Source organism: Falsirhodobacter algicola (genome assembly GCF_018279165.1).
In the GTDB taxonomy this organism is placed as follows: Bacteria; Pseudomonadota; Alphaproteobacteria; order Rhodobacterales; family Rhodobacteraceae; genus Falsirhodobacter; species Falsirhodobacter algicola.
The window spans coordinates 1,706,254-1,726,984 of the sequence record NZ_CP047289.1; the positions used below are offsets into that span (position 1 = coordinate 1,706,254).

Genomic DNA, 20,731 nt, shown 5'->3' on the forward strand with positions numbered 1-20,731 from the left:
TTGATAATGCTTGGAACGGATGGGCGCAGCCGTGTCACCGCCCCGTCGCTTGGGCCGTGTATCATGCGGGCGCCGTGCCGTCCGCCGGCCAAGAACCCCGAAGGATTTGTCATGACCCTCTCACTCAGCCGTATGAACCCGACATCGCTGCCCGATGCGGGGCGCGCGGGCTATTCGCAGATCACGGTGGTGCCGCCGGGGCCGCTTGCCTTCGTGTCCGGTCAGGTCGCATGGCGGCGGGATGGCGGGCCGGTGCCGGGCGATATCGCCGAACAGGCCGACATCGTGATCGAGAACCTCTCCCTTGCGCTGACGGCGCTGAACGCCCGCCCCGACCGGATCGTGCAGATGCGGATCTACATGACGGACCTGCATCAAGGGGCACTAGATAGCGTCATGGCCAAGATCGGCGCCTTTCTCGATGGGGCGCAGCCAAGCCTTACGGGTGTCGGCGTCACGGCACTGGCCGCGCCGGACCTGAAACTGGAGGTCGAGATGGTGGTGAGCGTTCCGGCCTGACGCCGCAGCCCCGCCACCCCAAAGCGGTCAACAAAACGGCACCAAAAAAACTTGACCGCCTATGCTCCCTGAATAAAGTAAACACTTACTAACAGTCATCACCATCAACCGGACTGACGTAAGGGCTGCACCGTGACACTGAACAAGGCCGAGACATTGGCGACCGTGACCAAGCTGGTCGACGACTACGAAGCGGCCTTGGTCGGGAACGATGTGGACACCTTGGACCGCATGTTCTGGGACAGCGCGCATACGGTGCGCTATGGCGCGACCGAATGCCTCTATGGTCAGGACGAGATCCTTGCGTTCCGCAAGGGGCGCAATGCCAAGGGGATCGCCCGCACCGTCACCCGCCGCGCCATCACGACGATCGGCGACGACCTTGCCATCGCCAATCTCGAATTCCGCCGCGAGGGGGAGTTGCGGACCGGGCGTCAGTCCCAGACATGGGCCCGTTTCCCCGAAGGATGGCGCGTGATCAGCGCGCATGTGTCATGGATGGATGACGCGCCCGGGGCGAAAACCACCCCAGCGCCCGATCCGTTCGACGCCTTCGTCCCCGGCACCCGGACGACGATCGGCGGCGGCTTTGCGGGACGGCTGGCGGGCCGAACCTTCGGCGTGAAGGACATCTTCGACGTGAAGGGCCTTTCGACCGGCTGCGGCCATCCCCTGCGGCGCGAGCAGGCCGCCCCGTCCCCGCGCAACGCCTCCTGCGTCGATGCGGTGCTGCGCGAGGGCGCGACATGCATCGGCAAGACCCATACGGACGAGCTGGCCTACAGCCTGAACGGCGAGAACTGGCATTACGGCACCCCGGTGAACCCGGCGGCGAAGGGCCGGATACCCGGCGGCTCCTCCAGCGGATCGGCGGTGGCCGTGGCAGGGGGGCTGGTAGATTTCGCGATCGGCAGCGACACCGGCGGCTCGGTTCGCGTTCCGGCAAGCTATTGCGGGGTTTGGGGGATGCGGCCCACGCATGGCGTCATCCCCATGGACGGCGCGATGCCCTTCGCGCCCAGCTTCGACTCGGTCGGATGGTTCGCTGCCGATCCCGAATTGCTCCGCGATGTCGGCACCTGCCTTCTGCCCCGGCAGGACCTTCACCGCATCCGCCGCATTCTGGTGCTGCGCGATGGGATGCAGCTTCTGGCGCCAGAGGCAGCCAGCGCGCTGGAGGCGGGCCTTTCGGCGCTGCGCGGGCTGCCAATGACGGATGTCACGCTCTGCCCGGACGGGTTGACGCCTTTGGCCACCGCCTTCCGCTATCATCAGGGATATGAGATCTGGGAACAGCTCGGCGGGTGGATCCGCGCCCATCAGCCAACATTCGGCCCCGGCATCGCGGACAGGTTCGTCTGGGCCTCCGGCATCACGGCGGAGGAATTCGCGCAGGCCCGCGCCCTGCGGGCGGAGTTCACGGCCCGCATCCGCGACCTCTGCGCCGAGGATACGCTGCTGGTCCTTCCCACCGTGCCCGATATCGCGCCCCTCCTTGGTCAGTCGGCCACGGAACTGGAAGATTTCCGCAACAAGGCCCTTCAGCTTCTGTGCATCGCTGGCCTTGCCGGTCTGCCCCAGATCAACATGCCGCTTGGGCAGTTGCCGGGCGGGCCGATCGGCCTCTCCATCATCGGCGCCCAGAACAACGACCGCACGATGCTGCGCTTCGTCCACGAGATGGCCCGTTCGATCATGCCGCAACCAGAGGTGTCCGACAGATGAACACGATTGTAAGGAATGCGCGCCTGCCGGGTGCCGAGACGGCGGTCGACATCCTCGTGCAGAACGGAAAATTCGCGGCCATCGCGCCGAACCTTTCCGCCACCGGCGAAGAGATCGACGCCAAGGGCCGTCTCATCGCCCCCGGCTTCATCGAAACGCATATCCACCTCGACAAATCCTGCATCGTGGACCGCTGCTCCTCCCGCAAGGGCGATCTGCCCGAAGCGATCGCAGAGGTCGCGCGGGTGAAGACGGCCTTCACCGCCGAGGATGTCTACACCCGCGCCAAACGCACGCTGGAAAAGGCGATCCTTCAGGGCACGACCCATATGCGCACGCATGTCGAGGTCGATCCCGGCATCGGCATGCGGGGTTTCGACGGGGTTCTGGCGCTGATCGAGGAATATCGCTGGGCCATCGACATCGAGATCTGCGTCTTTCCCCAAGAAGGCCTGCTGAACAACCCCGGGACCGACACCCTGATGGTCGAGGCGCTGACGCGCGGGGCCCGCGTCGTCGGTGCCGCGCCCTATACCGACAGCGATCCGCAGGGCCAGATCGACCGCGTGTTCGAGATGGCGCGGGATTTCGATGTCGATATCGACATGCATTTGGATTTCGGCGCATCGGCGGATCAACTGGATCTGGAATATGTCTGCGCGCTGACCGACCGTTTCGGCTATGGCGGGCGCGTTGCCATCGGCCATGCGACCAAACTCGCCTTTGCCGATCCGGGCCGCTTCACCGCATCCGCCAAACGTCTGGCGGATGCGGGGGTGGCGCTGACGGTGCTGCCGTCGACCGATCTCTTCCTGATGGGCCGGGATTCCACATGCGGCCATCCCCGCGGCGTGACCCACAGCCACAAGCTGCTGCATCACGGCGTGAACTGCTCGCTCTCGACCAACAACGTGCTGAACCCGTTCACCCCCTTCGGCGATTGCTCGTTGGTGCGGATGGCGAACCTCAACGCCAATATCTGCCATATCGGTTCGGCGGCCGATATCGAGGAATGCTTCAACATGGTCACGACGCGGTCCGCCCGGCTCCTGAACCTGAAGGATTACGGCATCGCGGTCGGCAACACGGCCGATTTCTGCATCCTCGACAGCGACAACCCGGTCTCGGCGGTCGCCGAACTCGCCCCCGTCCTTGACGTGTTCAAACGCGGGCGGCGGACCGTCACGCGAGCGCCGGCCGAGATGCACCGCCCCCACTGACGATGCCGGGGCCGCACCCTGCGGCCCCCGCCCGATCAGGTCCGGTCGGCCGACAGATAGCGGTGCACGACATCCACCGCGATACGCCGCTGCACATCCAGCCATTCCGGCGCGCCCAGATCCTCCTCCAGCATCACGGATAGCGTGCTGCGCTGGGACTGATGCACGATGCACAGTGACAGGATCGTCACATAGAGGTGCTTGGCGTCGATCTTCACCTTGATGTCGCCGCTCTCATACCCCCGCTCCAGCAGGTTCGTCAGCGCGCCGATCAGCGATTGCGTGGATTCCGACACGATCGGCAGCCGCCGGACGAATTGCCCGCCCGACACGTTCTCGCTGCGGATCAGCGCCACGAATTCCGGGTGATCGCGCATGTAGTCATAGGTGAATTCCACCAACTGCCGGATGCCGTCCAGCGGCGCCTTCGCCGTCAGATCGAAGGTCTGTTCATGCTGGCGGATGCGGACATAGATATCCGCGAGCACGGCCAGATAGAGTTCGTCCTTGCTGCCGAAATAGCGGTAGATCATCTGCACATTCGCCCCGGAGGCGTTGGCGATGCGGTCCACGCGCGCGCCGGTGAAACCGTGCTCGGCGAAATCCTCGCGGGCGGCGTCTAGAATGCGTTTGCGCGTGGCGGCGGCGTCGCGCTTGCGCGGCGTTTTCTGCCCCTCCTCGGAATCGGTATCACGCATGGGTTCGCCTTTCTTGCGCCGAAAAATGTCGCATCCGGGGGCCGGGTCGACGGTTTTGTGGACATCCCGCGCCATGGTTGCCCTGTGCGGCGGGTTTCCCCTGAAAAACCGCTGGCGCCCGCGCCGGAATCCCCGGACTTCTATGTATGTGAACTCTTACTTTCATATTGCACGCAGCTGAAGCGCCTTTCGAAAGGCCGTGCAGCGTGCTTACAGGAAAGCGCGACAAATGGCACATCCCACTCTTCGAACCACCCTTCTTGCTGCCGCCTTCGGCACTCTTGCACCTTTCGCGGTCGCACAGGAACAGGACCCGATCAAGGTCGGTCTGGTCGCGGCGCTGTCGGGCGCATCCGCCCAATCAGGCGAGGCGATCACCCGCGGGCTGACCGTCGCGATCGACGAGATCAACGCCGGCGGCGGCCTCTTGGGCGGCCGGATGGTGGAACTGGTGTCGCGCGATGACCAATCGACCCCGCCCCGCGGCCTGACCGCCGCGCGCGAGCTGATCTACAACGAGGATGTCGCCGCCTTCTTCGGCGGGATCGACAGCCCGGTATCGCTGGCCATCGCCCCGCTCGCCAATCAAGAAGCGACGCCCTTCATCTCGGTCTGGGCCGCCGCGACCGGGATCACGCAGAACGGCGCGGACCCGAACTACGTCTTCCGCGTCTCGGCCATCGACACGCTCGTGGATGTGAAGCTGCTGGATTATGCCAACACCGAATTCGACGCGACCAAGGTCGGCCTGATGCTCATCAACAACTCGTGGGGCGCATCGAACGAAGAGGGCCTCGAAGCCGCCGACGCGGCGAACGACGCGGTGGAGATCGTCGGCACCGAAAAGTTCGAGAACGCCGATGTCGATATGTCGCCGCAGCTCTCGCGCCTGCGCGACGCCGGGGCCGAGGCGATCGTTCTGGTCACGAATGCGCCGCCCGGCGCACAGATGATGAAATCGCGCGAACGGATGGGTTGGGATGTGCCGGTCGTGTCGCATTGGGGCATTTCGGGCGGGCGCTTCCCGGAACTGGCCGGACCCACGGCGGGGGACGCGCATTTCGTGCAGACCTTCAGCTTCTACGGCGATCAGACCGAAAAGGGCGAGGCGGTGATGGACGCCCTGAAATCGCGCTATCCCGACATCTCCGGCCCTGCGGACATCTTCGCGCCGGTGGGCACGGCCAACGCCTATGACGCGATGCAGCTTCTGGCCCGCGCGATCGAGCAGGCCGGCTCCACCGATGGCGACGCGATCCGCACCGCCCTCGAAACCCTCGACGCCCCCTATGAAGGGCTGATCAAGACCTATGACAGCCCCTTCAGCGCCACCGAGCACGACGCGCTGAGCCCGGACGATTACGTCATGGTCCGCTATGACGGCGATGAGATCGTGCCGGCGAACTGACACGGACGGCCCTGCCCCCCGCAGGGCCCCTATCCCCGGAATTCCATCATGATCTTCTTCTCCGCCGTCATTTCCGGCATCGCGCTCGGCAGCATGTACGGGCTGCTGGCGCTCGGCTTCTATGTCACCTTCGTCGTCTCGCGCACGGTGAACTTCTCGCAGGGCTCGACCATGATGCTCTCGGCCGTGCTGTGCTTCACCTTCTGTATCACGCTCGGATGGCCTGCCCCGCTGGCCATCGCCGCAGCCATCCTGGCCAGCGGCGTCTGGAGCGTCGTGGTGGAGCGCATCGCCGTCCGCCCCTTCGTCCGGCGCCGGTCCGAGGCATGGCTCATGGCGACGGTCGCCCTCGGGATCATCCTCGACAACGTGGTCCTGTTCACCTTCGGACGGGAGCCGCGCGGCCTGCCCGCGACATGGCTCACCTCCTCCACCGTCGATCTTTTAGGCGTGCGCGTGCAGTTGCAGCAGCTTCTGATCCCGGTGGTGGGCCTCGGCCTCGCCTTCGCGCTCAGCTACTTCTCCCGCCGGACGCGCCACGGGCTGGCGATGCTGGCCGTGGTTCAGAACGAAGGGGCCGCGCGCCTGATGGGGATCAACGTCGGCATCGCGGTGTCGGCCTCCTTTGCCATTTCGGGGATCTACGCGGGCGTGGCGGGGGTGCTGATCGCACCGCTCTTCACGATCTCGTCCACGATGGGCACGCTGTTCGGCATCAAGGCCTTCGCGGTCGCGATCCTCGGCGGCATCACCAGCCCATGGGGCGTGATGTTCGCCGGCATCCTCTACGGCGTCGCCGAGCAGGTGATCACGGCGACCTTCGGGTCCGCCTATACGCAGATCGCGGCCTTCTCTCTGGTGATCGTGGTCCTTGCTCTGTGCCCTCAGGGGCTGTTCGGCCGTGCGGAGGCGGTGAAGGTTTGAAACACGCAACGCTTCTGACCGGCCTTGCCTGCGCCCTCCTTGCGGCGGCGGGCATCCTCGTCGGCAACGGCTATCAACTGTTCGTTCTGTCGATCATGGGCCTGACGGCCATCGTCGGTGTCGGGCTGAACATCCTCGTCGGGATGACGGGGCAGATCTCGCTCGGCCATGTGGGGTTCTATGCCCTCGGGGCCTACACCGTCGCCATCCTGACCGGGCAATACGGGTGGAGCTTCTGGCTCGCCCTGCCCGCCGCGGGTCTTCTGTCCGGCGCGGTCGGTGCCCTTCTGTCGATCCCGGCCTTGCGCGTCCGGGGGCCCTATCTTGCGATGATCACCATCGCCTTCGGCTTCATCGTCGAACAGGGCGCGGCCGAGATGGACTGGCTGACCAATGGCTGGAACGGCATCATGGGGATCGCGCCGCCCCGCCTCTTGGGGGAAAGCCTGCGCCCCCGCGGCATCGCCGTGCTGATCCTCGGGCTCACGGTGCTGTCGGTGCTGTTCTACGCGATGTTCAGCCGCAGCGTCTGGGGCCACGCGCTCCGGGCCCTGCGCGAGGCGCCGATCGCGTCGCAGTCGCTGGGGCTCGACCCGGTACGGCTCCGGGTGGTCGCCTTCGCCGTGTCGGCGGTCTTTGCCGGGGTCGCGGGCGGTGTCTATGCGGTCCTGTCGGCCTTCGTCAGCCCCGAGAGTTTTCCGTTCTTCGAATCGATCCTCTTCCTTCTGGTGGTGATGATCGGCGGCGTGGACCGGACCTTGGGGCCGATCTTCGGCGCCGCCGTGGTCGTGCTCTTGCCCGAGGCGTTTTCGTGGCTGGCCGAATACCGGCTGCTCTTCATCGGGCTTCTGCTGCTGCTCGTGCTGACGGCGGCACCGAGTGGCATCGTCGGCGCGGCGGCGCGACTGATCCCGCCCCGCAAGGCGCGCGATGTTCCGACCGATGCCGACGCCCTGCCCGCCGGAAAACTGATCCGCGATCCGGGTCCGAACCCCCTCGTGGTGGAGGATCTGTCGATCCAGTTCGGCGGGTTGAAGGCGGTGGACGGGGTCCGCTTCACCGCCCAGACGGGGCGCGTCACCAGCCTGATCGGGCCGAACGGCGCGGGCAAGACGACCGCCCTGAACCTGATCACCGGCATCTACCGACCGACGCGCGGCAGCGTCCGTCTGGGAGATGCGCGGCTCGACGGCCTTGCGCAGCATGTCGTGGCCCGCGCCGGGATCGCGCGCACCTATCAGACGACGCAGCTTTTCCAAAAGCTGAGCGTTCTGGAAAACGTGCTCGTGCCCATGACGGGCGGGCGCGCGGGGTTCGGCGCCATCGCGGCCCGGCTCGCCAGCCCCGAACGGATCGCGCGCGCCCGCGCCTTGCTGGCCTTCGTCGGCTATCGCGGCGATCTGCACGCCGAGGCCGCGTCCCTTGCCCATGTCGACCGCCGTCTGGTGGAGATTGCGCGGGCGCTGGCCTTCGATCCGGCCATGCTGCTGCTGGACGAACCCGCAGCGGGCCTGAGCGAGGAAGACACCCGGACGCTGGCGCGGACCATCCAGACCATCGCCGAGGCCGGAATCGGCGTGCTCTTGATCGAACATGACATGGGCCTCGTCATGTCCATCTCCGATCATGTCGTCGTGCTGGATGCGGGCCGGCTGATCGCCCAAGGCCCGCCGGACATGGTCCGCACCGATCCGAAGGTGCGGCGCGCCTATCTGGGGGAGCGGGCGGAGACTGCGGGCGCACGCGCCGCCCCGCGCCCGCCTGGGATCGCGCCGGTCCTGGCGACGCGTGGCCTTCGCTGCGGCTATGGCGCGGCGGATGTGCTGCGCGAGGTCGATCTGGAGGTGCGGCGCGGAGAGTTGGTGGCCGTCCTCGGCCCGAACGGCGCGGGCAAGACGACGCTGATGCGCGCGCTGGCGGGCCTGCACCGGCCCGTCGAGGGGGGCATCCTGCTGAACGGCGCGGATGTGTCCGGCCATGGGGCGAACCGGCTGGCGCGGCAGGGGCTCGCGCTCGTTCCCGAGGGGCGTCAGGTCTTCGGCGATCTGAGCGTGATCCAGAACATCCGCCTCGGCGCCTATGGCAGACCGCCCGAGGATCTCGACGCGGCGGTGGAGGAGATGCTCGACCGGTATCCGCGCCTGCGCGAGCGGGCCGAACAGCGGGCGGGGCTGCTTTCGGGCGGGGAGCAGCAGATGCTGGCCATCGCGCGCGGCCTGATCTCGCGGCCCGATGTCCTCTTGCTGGACGAACCGTCGCTTGGCCTTGCCCCGGCGATCATCCGCGAGCTCTATGACGGGCTGTCGGATCTGCGCGATGCCGGGGCCACCATCCTATTGGTCGATCAGATGGCCGATATGGCGCTGTCCATCGCCGACCATGCCTATGTGCTGGCCGATGGCCGCATCGTCTCCGCCGGAACGGCGGCCGCGATCCGCAGCGACCGCACGCTGGACGAGGCCTATCTGGGTGCCGCCGCCTCCTGAGGGCGGCGGCGTATCGCGGGGGATCGCCTCGGTGCCCCCGCGATACGCCCCGATCATTCCCCGATGCCGGGATAGATCTGCGCCGGCAGCCACAGGCTGATTTCGGGAACCAGCGCGATCAGAACCAGCGCCGCCAGCGCCACGAAGATAAAGGGCAGCGATCCGACCGCCGCCTGACGGTAGGTGATGCCGAGACTGCCCGCGACAAAGAGGTTCAGCCCCAGCGGCGGCGTGAACATCCCGATGGCAGCGTTGACGGCGATCATCACGCCCAGATGCACCGGATCGATGCCCGCCGCCGTCGCCACCGTATAGAGGAACGGCACGAGGATGATGACGATCGAATTGGGATCGAGGAACATCCCCGCCACCAGCACGACGGCGTTGATCGCGATCAGCACGGTCAGACGGTCGGTCCCGATCCCCGCCAGCATGGACTGCACCGCCATGCCGAAGCCCGAGGTCGTCAGATACCATGCGAAGGCCGACGCGCTGGCGACGATGATCATGACCTGTGCCGTGGTGATGGCCGAATCCATCAAGACATCGCGCAGCCCCCGCAGGTCCATCTCGCGGTAGATCGCAAGGGTGACGAAGGCGGCATAGGCCACGGTGACGGCCGCGGCCTCGGTCGGGGTGAACAGCCCGCCATAGATGCCGCCGAGCACGATGAACGGGATCGCCAGCCCCCACGCGCTGTCGCGCAGGGCCGACAGGATTTCCGCCCCCGACCAGCCGCCGGTGCCCGCAAGGCCCTTCATCCGCGCATAGACATAGGTGACGAGCAGGAACGCCGCGCCGTATACCAGCCCCGCGCCGATCCCGGCCATGAATAACGCGCCGATCGACACCCCCGTGACCGAGCCATAGACGATCATGAAGATCGACGGCGGAATGACGATGCCGAGCGATCCCGCCCCCATCAGCAGCCCGATCGAGAAGGGCTTGCTGTAGCGCGCCTCGGTCATCGTCGGCAGCATCAGCTTGCCGACGGCGACCACCGTGGCGGGGCTGGAGCCGGAGATGGCGCTGAAGAACATCGAACTGCACACCGAGGTCATGGCAAGCCCGCCCGGCATCGGCCCCACCAAGGCGATGGCCAGCCGGTTCAGCCGCCGCGACAGCCCGCCCGTCGCCATCAGATTGCCCGCAAGGATGAAGAACGGGATCGCCATCAGGGGAAATTTGTCGATGCCGGAAAACAGGCGCTGGATGACCAGAACCGGCGGCGTCGGCGTGGTCAGCGCCAGGAACCCCAGCACGGGCAGCGCCAAGGTCAGAAAGATCGGCAGGCCAAGGATCAGAAGGGCAAGCAGGACGGCGGTGAAGCTGGGAAGCATGAGGGGCGGCCTTGGAAGGGGGAGGTCAGGACATCAGGGCGGCGCGGTCGGCCGCACTGGGCGGAGAGGCCGCCACCTGCGCGAAACGCAGCGCCATCAGGGCGAACCCGATCGGAAGGGCGAGGTAGACCATCCACATCGGCCATTCGAGCGAGGGCGAGCGCTGATGGAACATCATCATCTGCCGGACAAGCTGCCAACCATACCACGCCAGCACCGCGCACCCGGCCGCAGAGGCGAGAAGCGTGGCGCGGACGAGCCGGAGGCCATGGCGGGCGGGCAGCGTCTCGGTCAGGGCGTCGATGCTGATATGGGCACCCTTGCGCGCCGCCGGACTGCCCCCGATGAACACCATCCAGACGATGGCATAGCGCGTGGCCTCGGCCGCCCAAGGCAGCGCGACATTGGCAAAGACGCGCAGCGCGATGTCCGCGATCAGCACCGCCACCGACAGAACCAGAAGCGCGATCAGCAGAACGGCCTCGAGCGCCGACAGTATCCTGTCGGCGCCCCGTGCGATATGCCGCAGTGTCACTGACCGCTCCGCAGGCTCGCAACCTCGGCCTTGGCCTCGGCGACCAGATCGGGGCCGATCTTGTCGGCAAAGGCCGCATGGACGGGTTCCATCGCATCCGCGAACACCGAAAGCTGTTCGGGCGTCAGGGTGACGATATCGGTGGTGCCCGCCTCGCGGATACGGTCGAGATAGCCGGCCTCCAGCTCTGCCGAACGGGCGCGCTGGAAATCACCGGCCTCCTTGGCCGCCTCCAGCAGGATCTGCTGCGTATCGGCATCCAGCGTGTCGAACCACACCTTCGAGAAGATGAACGCCGTGCCGAGATAGCCGTGATTGGACAGCATCATGTAATCCTGAACCTCGTAGAACTTCATGTTCAGGATCGAAACGATGGGGTTTTCCTGACAATCGACGACGCCCTGCTGCAGCGCGGAATACGTCTCGGAGAAGGCGATGGGGATCGCCGTTGCGCCCATCTCTTCGAACTGGGCGATCAACAGGGGGCTTTCCATCACGCGGGCCTTCACGCCCTGCAGATCGGAAGGCGCGGTGACGGCCTTGTCGCAGGTCAGCTGCTTGAAGCCCGATTCCCAGAAGGACGCCCCGACGAAGCCCGCGTCCGAGAGATCGTCGAGGATCGATTGCCCCACCTTTCCATCCAGCACGGAATAGGCGGTGTTGCGGTCGGGGAACAGGAACGGCAGATCGATCAACTGGAGCGAGGGCGCGAAGTTCGACAGCTTGGCGGTCGGGATCGGCGCAGCCTGAACGGCGCCGAACTGCATCTGCTGGGCCACCTCCACATCATCGCCAAGCGCGTTGTTGGCATAGATCTGCACGTCGATGGCGTGGTTCGTGCGGGCCTCCACCAGCTCTTCGAATTTCAGGGCGCCTTCGTGCTGCGCGCTGTCTTCGGGCAGGTCGTGATGAAGCTTGAGCACCTGCTGCGCCATCGCAGCCCCGGACGCCGCAAGGTATCCGGCAAGGGCAAGGCCGGTGGCCACCCCGGAAAGGATCGAAAGGCGGGCGGGCATGTTGGCTCTCCTGTTGGATCTCGTGTTGTTTGCAAGTGAACGCTTGCAAACCCACCCGCCATTGTAAACGTTCGCTTGTATACAAGGCCTCAAGCCGCCGACGATTTGATCACCGCGCAGGCATGATGCCCGATCCGTGGGCATGGGGCGAACGGGGCGCGCCTATTCGCGCCAGCCCCCGGAAACGAACAGCATCAGATGGTGCAAAGAATCCGGCCTCAGTCGTCCCGCTCGGCCAGACGTGACGACCCCGCCGCGCTTTCCTGCCAATCGTGATAAGTCTGCGCCGAACCCTTTAGCTTCCACTCGATACGACCATTGCTGTTGCGATCCAGAACCACAGCGGCAGCTGCGGAAGGGCTGGAAAACGGCCACGGCCGCACGAAGCGCAGCTTCCCCGGCCCATCGGCGACGAGCACCGCATCGGAGACGAGTTTCTCCTTCAGCTTTCCATAACCCTGCTGCGCATATCCGGTATCGGTCAGCGCCTGCGATCCCTCGAGGATGATGAACTCCCCCTCCTCCTCTACGGCGTTCGCTTTCACGCCGCTCTTGTGGCGGATCTCGAATTGCACATCCCCGCGCGTCCGCTCTTCGATCGGCTGACGCGTCGCTGTGACGGCTTTTGGCTGCGGCTTCAGCATATCGAAGCCGATCACGGGGAGCACGATCTTCAGATTGGCCAGAAACTGCTCCATATTGGCGCGGTCTGCTTCTGGCAGCCTCCGACGCCCTGTTTCCGGCTGCGTCCCGTTATCGAGGATGACACGTCCCGCCTGCGCGGTCATCTCGATCAGGCGGGCCTCCAGATACTCGGCATGACCTTTCGACAGATCGTCATCGCTGGTGGTGACGGTCATCGCGGTTTCCCAGAAATCCCGTTTCAAAGCGCTCTGCCGGATCCGCTCTGCCACAGAGTTGCCCGAACCGATATAGACCCGCACGGCCCCGGCCTGATCGGGGTCCGGCCCAGAGAGGATGTACACGCCCGTCCGGTCGACTTCGGCACGCGCCGTCAGATCGCCGAAGGCCGAAGCGCCGCTGATGAAGACAAAGCCGGTCCAGCCATGGATCGTCGCTTTCCGTAGGCCCGTTGGCTTTCCATCCACGAGAAACAACTGAATCGTACGCCCGAAAACATCATCCGCGTGCATGGTCGTCCCTTATTCGACTATCCCCTTCACCATGCCGCAAGCGGTACCGCCGAAGCCAGCCCTTGCATGACGTTACCCACCGATGACACGCACGAGATTATGCACGGCGTCGCGCAGTTGCGCCAATTCCTCGCCCGACATCTGCAGATCCGCCGCCAGCGCGTTCGGGACGATCGCCGCCTTCTCCCGCAGGGCCCGCCCCGCTTCGGTCAGCGAGATCAGCACGCGTCGTTCATCCGACGGATCGCGATCCCGCGTCACCAGACCGTTCTGGACGAGCCGCTTGATCAGCGGGGTAAGTGTACCGCTATCGAGATGCAAGCGCGCCCCGATGCTGCCGATGCTCTGCGGCGCGGCTTCCCACAGGACCAGCATCACGAGGTATTGCGGGTAGGTCAGACCAAGCGGGCCAAGAACCGGCCGATAGAGCCGCCCGATCAGGTTCGACGCCGCATAGAGCGGGAAACACACCTGCCGGTCGAGTGCGAGATCGTTCGTCATGGCCGTGTCCGTCATCGAAATGCCCGCCCCCTTCGTCTGCGTGCAGCGCAGGTTTTGCCCTGCGATCACGATCTGCTCAATCAGATTGCGCACAATGTTATCGGGTGCAAGGAAACTTTCCCTCCGCTCTGCGTTGGGATGCAGACGCATATGCAAGAACCCAACGGAGACTATCATGACCAACCGGATCACGACCATCAATCCGGCCACGGAAGAGCCGATCGAAACCTATGACATGATGACCGATGCGCAAGCGGAACAGGCCATTCAGGCCTGCTACGCGGCTTTCCTCGATTGGCGACTGAAACCGCTGGAGGAACGGGCGAAGGTCATCGGGGCCATCGGCAAGGAACTCGTGAACCGGAAGGACGCCTATGCGGCCCTCATGACGCGCGAAGTCGGCAAGCTGATCGGCGACAGCCGGCAGGAAGTCGATCTTTGCGCCGCGATCTGCGATTTCACCGCCGAAACCGGCCCGAAGGCGCTGGCCGACGAGGAACGGGACATTCCGGGCGGCAAGGGCGTCGTCAGCTATGCCCCCCAAGGCGTGATCTATGGCATCCAGCCTTGGAACTTCCCCTGCTATCAAGCGGTGCGCTATGCCATCGCCAACCTGATGGCCGGCAACGGCGTTCTTTTGAAACATGCCGAGAACTGCACCGGATCGGGCCTGTTCCTGAAAGAGGTGTTCGAGGCGGCGGGCCTTCCGAAGGATCTGTTCACGGTTCTGCTGATCGATCACGACCAGTCGGACAAGGTCATCGCGAACCGTTTGGTGCGCGGCGTGACCTTGACGGGCAGCGACCGTGCGGGCCGCGCCGTGGGCGCCACGGCGGCCAAGCATCTGAAGAAGACCGTGCTCGAACTCGGTTCCAACGACGCGTATATCGTGCTGGACGATGCCGATCTGGATGTCGCGGTCGAGGCGTGCGTGCAGGGCCGGATCTACAACAACGGCCAGACCTGCGTGAACGCCAAGCGCTTCGTCATCACCGAGAAGAACTACGATGCCTTCGTCGAACGTTATGCCGAGAAGATGAGCGCGATCACCATGGGCGATCCGACGGACACGGCGACGAAGCTCGGCCCGCTGGCGCGCGACGATCTGCGCGACAAACTCGCGAGCCAAGTGGACGAGAGCGTTGCGAAGGGCGCGCGGGCCATCGTCGGCGGCAGCATTCCCGACCGCAAGGGCGCCTATTATCCCGCCACCGTTCTGGTGGATGTGGCACCGGGTCAGCCCGCCTATGACGACGAGCTGTTCGGCCCGGTCGCATCCATCATCCGCGCCAAGGATGACGACGACGCGCTCCGCATCGCCAATGACAGCCGGTACGGCCTTGGTGGCGGCATCTTCTCCAAGGACGAAGCGCGCGCGCGGGAACTGGCGGCCAAGCACTTCGACACCGGCATGATCTCGATCAACGGTTACAGCATCGCGATCCCGAACATGCCCTTCGGCGGCACGAAGGATTCCGGCCATGGCCGCGAACATGGCGGCTTCGGGATGAAGGAATTCGTCAACGTGAAGTCGATCTATCTCGCGTAATCGCGGCAGATGACGACCGATAGGGGGGCTGGTTTTCCAGCCCCCCTATGCCATGGCGGTGACGGCCGCATCAGGCCTGAGCAAGCTCTGCGATGGGGGGAGTCAGCGTACCGGCGAAATGGCAGGCCACCTTATGACCGTTGCTGAACGCATGCATCTCCGGCTTCTCCGCGCGGCAACGCTCTACGGCGAACGGGCACCGGCCCGCGAAACGGCAGCCCTTCGGCGGGTCGATCGGCGAAGGCGGCTCTCCGGTCACGGTGAAACGCTCCTCCCCGCGCCGCCCATCGGGGCTTAGCGCCGAGGCCATCAACGACCAAGTATAGGGATGCCGGGCGCTGCTGAAGATCTCCTCGACCGGGCCGGTCTCGACGAACTCCCCCAGATACATCACCGCGACATGGGTGCAGATGTGCTGCACCACCGCCAGATCGTGCGAGATGAAGACATAGGTCAGTCCTTTGTCCCGCTGAAGGGTGCGCAGAAGGTTCAGGATCTGGGCCTGAATGGCCACGTCCAAGGCCGAGACGGGCTCATCGCAGACCACCAGCTTCGGCTCCGTCACCATCGCGCGGGCGATGCACAACCGCTGCCGCTGCCCCCCCGAGAACTGATGCGGAAACAGCTTCTTGGCATCGGGATGCAGGCCGACGGCCTTGAACAGCGCATCGACGCGGGCGTCGTGTTCCGCGCGCGGGAAAAGGTTCATCAGATCCAACGGCTCACGCACCGCATCGCCCGCGCGCAGCCGCGGATTGAGCGAGGAATAGGGGTCCTGAAACACCATCTGGATGTTGCGGCGCACGGCGCGCAGACTCTCGCCCCGGAGGCCGGACAGATTGTCCGGCCCAAGCCGGATCGCCCCCTCGGCCGGATCGACCAACCGCATCAGCGCCTGCGCGGTCGTGGATTTCCCCGACCCGCTTTCGCCGACGATGCCGAAGCTGTCGCCTTCGTTCACGCGGAAATCGACACCATCGACCGCATGCACGGTCCGTCCATCCGCAAGCGGGAAGTGAACCTTGAGGTTGCGGACATCGAGCAGGTTCTTCATGCGAACACCTCCGCCTTTGCGTGCCAGCAAAGAGCACCGTGATCGGGACCCGTCGCCGCCAAGGGCGGCGCCTCGGTGGTGCAGCGGCTGTCGGCCAGCGCGCAGCGGGGCGCGAAACGGCATGCCTTCGGAAACCGTCCGAGCGGCGGAACCATGCCCGGGATCTCGCCCAGCGATACCGCCTCGGAGTGGCGGGCCGCCCGGCCCAGCCGCAGACGCGGGGTGCAGGACATCAGCCCGCGCGTATAGGGATGCGACGGTGCATCCATGATCGCGCGCACCGGCCCGGTTTCGACGCATTTGCCCGCATAGAGGACCGCCACCTCGTCGGCCATTTCCGCGACGGAGCCGAGATCGTGGGTGATCAGCAGGATCGCGGTCCCCGTCTGCATCTGCAATTCGCGCAGCAGTTTGAAGATCTGCGCCTGCACCGTCACATCGAGGGCGGTCGTCGGCTCGTCGGCGATGATGACTTTGGGGCGGCAGGCCAGCGCGATGGCGATCATCACCCGCTGCCGCATCCCGCCCGAAAGCTCGTGCGGATAGGCTTCCAACCGTTCCGCCGGCGAGGGTATCTGAACCGCGCGCAGCATCTCCAGCGCGATCTCGCGGGCCTCAGGGCCGGATTTGCGCTGATGAAGCTCCACCACCTCGGCGATCTGCCGCTCCACCGTCATCAGCGGATTGAGCGATGTCATCGGCTCTTGGAAGATCATCGAAATGGCATTGCCGCGCAGTTGCCGCATGCGTGCCGGACGCGCCTTCGTCAGTTCCTCGTCGCCAAGGCGGATGCTTCCCCCCGCGATGCGGAACCGGTCGGGCAACAGACCCATGGTGGCCAGCGCGGTCATCGACTTGCCGCAGCCCGACTCGCCGACCACCGCAAGCGTCTGCCCCGCACGGACCGACAGCGATACGCCATCCAGAACGCGGTGCGCGGTGCGGCCGGTGCCGACCTCGACGGCGAGGTTCTCGATCTTCAGATAGGGATCCATCAGCGCCTCCGCAGCTTGGGGTTCAGTGCGTCGTTGATGCCGTCTCCGACCAGCGAGATCGCCAGAACCGTGACGAAGATCGCCACGCCGGGCAATGTCACCGTCCACCACGCATCCAGTAGGTAGTTGCGGTTCTGCCCGATGATCAGCCCCCAGGACATGGTGTTGGAATCGCCGAGCCCGAGGAAGGACAGCCCCGCCTCGAACAAGATCGCCGATCCCACGGCCAGCCCCGCCGCCACCACCAGCGGGGGCAGCGCCGCGGGCAGGATGACGCGGAAGATCAGGTATCCGTTGCGCGCGCCGGCCGTACGGGCGGCGTTGACATAGTCGAGCTTGCGGATTCGCAGAAACTCGGCCCGAGCCAAACGTGCGACTTGCGGCCAACTGACGATGCCGATCGCAAAGACGATCGTCGTCAGATGGGCGCCGAATATCGACACAAGCAGCATGGCCAGCAGGATCGTGGGCAGGATCTGGAAGAACTCGGTGATCTTCATCAGCACCGCATCGATGCGCCCGCCGAAATAGCCGGCAAGGCTTCCGGTCACGATGCCGATGATCACTGCGATGACGGCGGATGAGGCCCCGACCAGAAGCGTCGCCTTACCGCCCGCGATGATCCCGGCCAGAATGTCGCGGCCAAGATAATCCGTGCCCAAGGGCGCATATTCCCCCCCCGGCGGCACGAAGGGCATGTCGATCATCGCATAGGGATCGACGTCGTAGAGAAACGGTCCGGCCAGCGACAGCGCGATGACCGCGCAGAGCAGGCCCAGCCCCAGCAGCGCGGACTGATTGCGACCAAAGGCCGAGAGGAACTCCCGCGCCGGATGCGCAGGCTTTGCGATCTCCGGTGCGGTCACGGCGGCTGGCGGGACAGGAGTGGCTTCCGGCCTTGCGGTCATGGACAGGTCCTTCATGTTTTCGCTCCGCGGCGCTTGCGACGACGCGTGCCGATGCGCGGGTCGATCCGGGCATAGGCAAGATCGGTCAGGATGTTGGCGACCATCACCAGCATGGCGGAGAAGAAAAGAATGGCGAGAAGCGTCGGATAATCGCGGCGCAGGATGCTTTCATAGGCAAGGCGCCCGAGGCCGGGCCAGTTGAACACCGTCTCCACCAGAACGGCGCCGGCCATCAGCTGCCCCATCTGAAGGCCGACCATGGTGACGACCGGGATCAGCCCGTTGCGCAAGGCGTGTCCATAGATGACGCGCCGTTCGGACAGCCCCTTGGCCCGCGCCGTGCGGATGTAATCGGCGCCCAGCACATCCAGCATCGAGGCCCGCGCCAGCCGCGAATAGAGCGCGATGTAGATCGAGGCCAAAGTGACGGCGGGCAGCACCAGATGATGCGCCACATCGAGCATATGAGCGACCACCCCGTCGGTGCCCCGCACATTCGTCATCCCCGAGACGGGAAAGATCGGGAAGGTGGAGGCGAAGAGGATCAGCAGCATCAGCCCGGTCCAGAACACCGGCGCCGAATACCCCGCCAGCGAGAAGATCGTGACGAGGTGGCTCAGGATCCCGCGCGGGCGGCGCGCCGAATAGATGCCCATCAGGGTGCCCAGCGTGACGGAGATCAGCACCGACGCCATGACGAGAATGATCGTGGCCGGAAGGCGATCGAGGATCAGCGTCAGAACCGGCTCCCGGAAATAATAGGAGAAGCCGAAATTCCCGGTCAGAATCTTGCCGATATATATGGCCAGCTGCACCACCACGGGCTTGTCGAGCCCGTATTCCGCGCGCATGGCCGCAATCACCTCCTCCGAGGCGCCGCCCATCTCGCCGACGATGACCGATACGGGATCGCCGGGGGCCAGCTGGATCAGCAGGAAATTCAGGACGACGACGGCCAGAAGCAAGCCGGCAAAGGACAGGAAGCGGGACATCAGGGGTGGCATCTCGGGGATCCCTTTCGGTAGGCGGGGCCTGCGCGGACCAAAGGTGGCGCAAAAGCCCGCTGGGTTCCGGGGGCGATCCGAAGGCGGCGGCCTTCGGATCGTGGATCACGCAGGGCGGATCATTCGGCCCAATGCATCTGATCCCACGGAGCGGCGGGGCCCCAGATGGTGGTCGGCAGCCCTTCGAGCCCGTCCTTGTAGGCCTCGGTATAAGGAAGGTCCGACAGGAAGATCACGGGCGCATCCTCGACGACGATCTTCTGGAACTCGGCATAGAGCGCGGCGCGTTTGGCCGGATCGGTTTCCGTGGCGGCCGCGGTCAGCAGTTCATCCACCTTCGGGTTGGAATATTGCTGCGTGTTGGACCAGATCACACCCTTGCGGATATTGTCGCTCATATAGGTCCGGTTCACGCCGATCACCGGATCGCCCCAGTTGAACACCGCGTCCTGCGTCACGTCGAAGTCCCAGTTGCCGACCCGCTGTGCCCAAGTCGGGAAATCGGGCGAGGGCCGCGCCTCCACGTCGATGCCGATCTGGCGCAGCTGCGAGCGCAGGTATTCCACGAAATTGCGCCCGGTATCCACGCTGCCGGGGCTGTAATCGACGACCATGGTGAAGCGCGTTCCATCGGCATCCGGCACCAGACCGGCCTCGTCCAGAAGCTCCTCGGCCTTGGCGAGATCGAAGTCGTAGTGATTGACGTCATCGGTCGACAGCGGCGAGGAATTGATGATCGGGCCCGTCTGGTCGTGGGCGTAGCCGCCCAAGAGCCGGTTCAGATAGAAATCCTTGTTGATTGCGTAGCCGATCGCCTGACGCACCCGCTTGTCGTCATAGGGCGCGCGCTTGGTGTTGAAGGCAAGCCAGTTGATCGGGCCGATGCCATCCCCGCCTTCGGTGGTGATCGAGACGCCTTCCGCCTTGTCCAGCCGCTGGATGGTGCGCACATCGGACAGGAACGGCGCGTAATCGACATCGCCGCGTTCCATCGCCAGCGTCAGGTTCGGCTCGTCGGAGAAGATCTGAAAGATCACCTTGTCGAGCTTGGGATACCCCTCGAGGAAGAAGTCCTCGTTCTTCTCCAGACGGATGACCTCGCCCTTGGTATATTCCACGAATTTGAACGGCCCCGATCCGATCGGCGCGAGGTTGGCGGGATTCTCGCGGATCGGCCCTTCGCCATAGATATGCTCCGGCAGGACCGGCAGGAACACCGGCGACATCGCCAGAAGCAGCGCCGGATGCGGATGGCTCAGATGGATCACCACGGTGCGGTCGTCGGGCGTATCGACGGATGTGACCGGCGCCAGCATGGTCGTGAAGGGGTGGTTCTCCTTCACCGTCTCGATGGAGAAGGCGACATCTTCGGCAGTGACCGGCGTGCCATCGTGGAACGTCGCGCCCTCCACCAGATGCAAGGTGACGGTCAGCCCGTCCTCGGACGTCTCCCAGCTTTCGGCCAGATAGGGCTGCGGGTTCCAATTGGCGTCATAGCGCAGCGGCGAGGCGAATATCTGGGTCGAGACCATGGCCGTGGCGATGCCCGACTGGATCGCGCCGTTCAGGTTGCTGGGCGTGTTGACGGTGCCGACGATCAGCGTTTCCTCGGCAGAAGCGCCGACCGCGGCGGCACCGAGAAGAGCGGCGAGGGCGGTGGATCGGAGGAATTTCATCTGGGACTCCCTGTCCATG

Annotated in this window: 18 protein-coding genes; 7 read left to right on the top strand and 11 right to left on the bottom strand. The window is 65.2% G+C overall.

Features of this window, described 5'->3' with window-relative positions; translation table 11 throughout:
* The first annotated feature begins 111 nt into the window (after positions 1–111).
* The 3 genes from GR316_RS08535 (at position 112) to GR316_RS08545 (ending at position 3,464) form a co-directional block, all read left to right on the top strand.
* On the top strand, positions 112–519 hold the full coding sequence (locus GR316_RS08535) for a RidA family protein (RefSeq protein ID WP_211783523.1): 408 nt from the start codon (positions 112–114) through the stop codon (positions 517–519).
* A 132-nt stretch (positions 520–651) separates the two neighbouring features.
* Complete coding sequence (locus GR316_RS08540) at positions 652–2,244, top strand: amidase (protein WP_211783524.1); 1,593 nt, start codon at positions 652–654, stop codon at positions 2,242–2,244.
* Positions 2,241–3,464, top strand: a complete 1,224-nt coding sequence (locus tag GR316_RS08545; protein ID WP_211783525.1) for an amidohydrolase family protein — start codon at positions 2,241–2,243, stop codon at positions 3,462–3,464. The genes GR316_RS08540 and GR316_RS08545 overlap by 4 nt, the downstream gene beginning before the upstream one ends.
* A gap of 35 nt (positions 3,465–3,499) precedes the next feature.
* Here GR316_RS08545 and GR316_RS08550 read toward each other — a convergent pair whose 3' ends face one another.
* Complete coding sequence (locus tag GR316_RS08550; RefSeq protein WP_211783526.1) at positions 3,500–4,162, bottom strand: TetR/AcrR family transcriptional regulator; 663 nt, start codon at positions 4,160–4,162, stop codon at positions 3,500–3,502.
* A gap of 229 nt (positions 4,163–4,391) precedes the next feature.
* On the opposite strand from GR316_RS08550, the gene GR316_RS08555 reads away from it, so the two are divergent.
* Genes GR316_RS08555 through GR316_RS08565 form a run of 3 tightly spaced genes read left to right on the top strand, consistent with a single transcriptional unit; the run spans position 4,392 to position 8,980 of the window.
* The gene (locus GR316_RS08555) at positions 4,392–5,570 is read left to right on the top strand and encodes an ABC transporter substrate-binding protein (RefSeq protein ID WP_211783527.1); all 1,179 of its coding nucleotides are present in this window, start codon (positions 4,392–4,394) and stop codon (positions 5,568–5,570) included.
* Positions 5,571–5,618: 48 nt separating this feature from the next.
* Complete coding sequence (locus GR316_RS08560; RefSeq protein WP_249218746.1) at positions 5,619–6,494, top strand: branched-chain amino acid ABC transporter permease; 876 nt, start codon at positions 5,619–5,621, stop codon at positions 6,492–6,494.
* Positions 6,491–8,980: a branched-chain amino acid ABC transporter ATP-binding protein/permease gene (locus GR316_RS08565; protein ID WP_211783528.1), complete on the top strand. Its 2,490-nt coding sequence runs from the start codon at positions 6,491–6,493 to the stop codon at positions 8,978–8,980. The genes GR316_RS08560 and GR316_RS08565 overlap by 4 nt, the downstream gene beginning before the upstream one ends.
* Before the next feature lie 53 nt (positions 8,981–9,033).
* On the opposite strand, the gene GR316_RS08570 is transcribed toward GR316_RS08565, so the two are convergent.
* The 5 genes from GR316_RS08570 to GR316_RS08590 all read right to left on the bottom strand — a co-directional run bounded on the left by GR316_RS08570 (position 9,034) and on the right by GR316_RS08590 (position 13,526).
* On the bottom strand, positions 9,034–10,320 hold the full coding sequence (locus tag GR316_RS08570) for a TRAP transporter large permease (RefSeq protein WP_211783529.1): 1,287 nt from the start codon (positions 10,318–10,320) through the stop codon (positions 9,034–9,036).
* 25 nt (positions 10,321–10,345) lie between these two features.
* On the bottom strand, positions 10,346–10,855 hold the full coding sequence (locus GR316_RS08575) for a TRAP transporter small permease (protein WP_211783530.1): 510 nt from the start codon (positions 10,853–10,855) through the stop codon (positions 10,346–10,348).
* Positions 10,852–11,871 carry a TRAP transporter substrate-binding protein gene (locus tag GR316_RS08580; RefSeq protein WP_211783531.1) on the bottom strand — a complete coding sequence of 340 codons (1,020 nt, stop codon included), beginning with the start codon at positions 11,869–11,871 and terminating at the stop codon, positions 10,852–10,854. The genes GR316_RS08575 and GR316_RS08580 overlap by 4 nt, the downstream gene beginning before the upstream one ends.
* Positions 11,872–12,089: 218 nt before the next feature.
* Complete coding sequence (locus GR316_RS08585; protein WP_211783532.1) at positions 12,090–13,025, bottom strand: GIY-YIG nuclease family protein; 936 nt, start codon at positions 13,023–13,025, stop codon at positions 12,090–12,092.
* A 72-nt stretch (positions 13,026–13,097) separates the two neighbouring features.
* On the bottom strand, positions 13,098–13,526 hold the full coding sequence (locus GR316_RS08590) for a MarR family winged helix-turn-helix transcriptional regulator (protein ID WP_249218747.1): 429 nt from the start codon (positions 13,524–13,526) through the stop codon (positions 13,098–13,100).
* A gap of 175 nt (positions 13,527–13,701) precedes the next feature.
* On the opposite strand from GR316_RS08590, the gene GR316_RS08595 reads away from it, so the two are divergent.
* Positions 13,702–15,075 (top strand): NAD-dependent succinate-semialdehyde dehydrogenase, encoded by a 1,374-nt coding sequence (locus tag GR316_RS08595; protein ID WP_211783533.1) that lies wholly within the window; start codon positions 13,702–13,704, stop codon positions 15,073–15,075.
* A 70-nt stretch (positions 15,076–15,145) separates the two neighbouring features.
* Here the strand turns inward: GR316_RS08595 and GR316_RS08600 are convergent, their stop codons facing one another.
* The 5 genes from GR316_RS08600 to GR316_RS08620 all read right to left on the bottom strand — a co-directional run bounded on the left by GR316_RS08600 (position 15,146) and on the right by GR316_RS08620 (position 20,712).
* A complete protein-coding gene (locus GR316_RS08600) occupies positions 15,146–16,129 on the bottom strand; it encodes an ABC transporter ATP-binding protein (RefSeq protein ID WP_211783534.1) in 984 nt (327 codons plus the stop codon).
* Positions 16,126–17,124, bottom strand: coding sequence for an ABC transporter ATP-binding protein (locus tag GR316_RS08605; RefSeq protein WP_211783535.1), 999 nt, complete (start codon positions 17,122–17,124; stop codon positions 16,126–16,128). Before GR316_RS08605 ends, GR316_RS08600 begins: the two co-directional genes overlap by 4 nt.
* Complete coding sequence (locus GR316_RS08610; protein WP_211783536.1) at positions 17,124–18,032, bottom strand: ABC transporter permease; 909 nt, start codon at positions 18,030–18,032, stop codon at positions 17,124–17,126. Before GR316_RS08610 ends, GR316_RS08605 begins: the two co-directional genes overlap by 1 nt.
* A gap of 11 nt (positions 18,033–18,043) precedes the next feature.
* Positions 18,044–19,036, bottom strand: coding sequence for an ABC transporter permease (locus GR316_RS08615; RefSeq protein WP_211783537.1), 993 nt, complete (start codon positions 19,034–19,036; stop codon positions 18,044–18,046).
* Between the two features lie 119 nt (positions 19,037–19,155).
* Positions 19,156–20,712, bottom strand: a complete 1,557-nt coding sequence (locus GR316_RS08620; RefSeq protein WP_211783538.1) for an ABC transporter substrate-binding protein — start codon at positions 20,710–20,712, stop codon at positions 19,156–19,158.
* Positions 20,713–20,731 lie beyond the last annotated feature (19 nt).

Coding starts and splice junctions, on each gene's coding strand:
- GR316_RS08580 (WP_211783531.1), bottom strand. CDS start 11,871: ATGCCCGCCCGCCTTTCGATCCTTTCCGGGGTGGCCACCGGCCTTGCC.
- GR316_RS08610 (WP_211783536.1), bottom strand. CDS start 18,032: ATGACCGCAAGGCCGGAAGCCACTCCTGTCCCGCCAGCCGCCGTGACC.
- GR316_RS08605 (WP_211783535.1), bottom strand. CDS start 17,124: ATGGATCCCTATCTGAAGATCGAGAACCTCGCCGTCGAGGTCGGCACC.
- GR316_RS08615 (WP_211783537.1), bottom strand. CDS start 19,036: ATGCCACCCCTGATGTCCCGCTTCCTGTCCTTTGCCGGCTTGCTTCTG.
- GR316_RS08545 (WP_211783525.1), top strand. CDS start 2,241: ATGAACACGATTGTAAGGAATGCGCGCCTGCCGGGTGCCGAGACGGCG.
- GR316_RS08535 (WP_211783523.1), top strand. CDS start 112: ATGACCCTCTCACTCAGCCGTATGAACCCGACATCGCTGCCCGATGCG.
- GR316_RS08600 (WP_211783534.1), bottom strand. CDS start 16,129: ATGAAGAACCTGCTCGATGTCCGCAACCTCAAGGTTCACTTCCCGCTT.
- GR316_RS08570 (WP_211783529.1), bottom strand. CDS start 10,320: ATGCTTCCCAGCTTCACCGCCGTCCTGCTTGCCCTTCTGATCCTTGGC.
- GR316_RS08585 (WP_211783532.1), bottom strand. CDS start 13,025: ATGCACGCGGATGATGTTTTCGGGCGTACGATTCAGTTGTTTCTCGTG.
- GR316_RS08620 (WP_211783538.1), bottom strand. CDS start 20,712: ATGAAATTCCTCCGATCCACCGCCCTCGCCGCTCTTCTCGGTGCCGCC.
- GR316_RS08560 (WP_249218746.1), top strand. CDS start 5,619: ATGATCTTCTTCTCCGCCGTCATTTCCGGCATCGCGCTCGGCAGCATG.
- GR316_RS08550 (WP_211783526.1), bottom strand. CDS start 4,162: ATGCGTGATACCGATTCCGAGGAGGGGCAGAAAACGCCGCGCAAGCGC.
- GR316_RS08555 (WP_211783527.1), top strand. CDS start 4,392: ATGGCACATCCCACTCTTCGAACCACCCTTCTTGCTGCCGCCTTCGGC.
- GR316_RS08590 (WP_249218747.1), bottom strand. CDS start 13,526: ATGACGAACGATCTCGCACTCGACCGGCAGGTGTGTTTCCCGCTCTAT.
- GR316_RS08595 (WP_211783533.1), top strand. CDS start 13,702: ATGACCAACCGGATCACGACCATCAATCCGGCCACGGAAGAGCCGATC.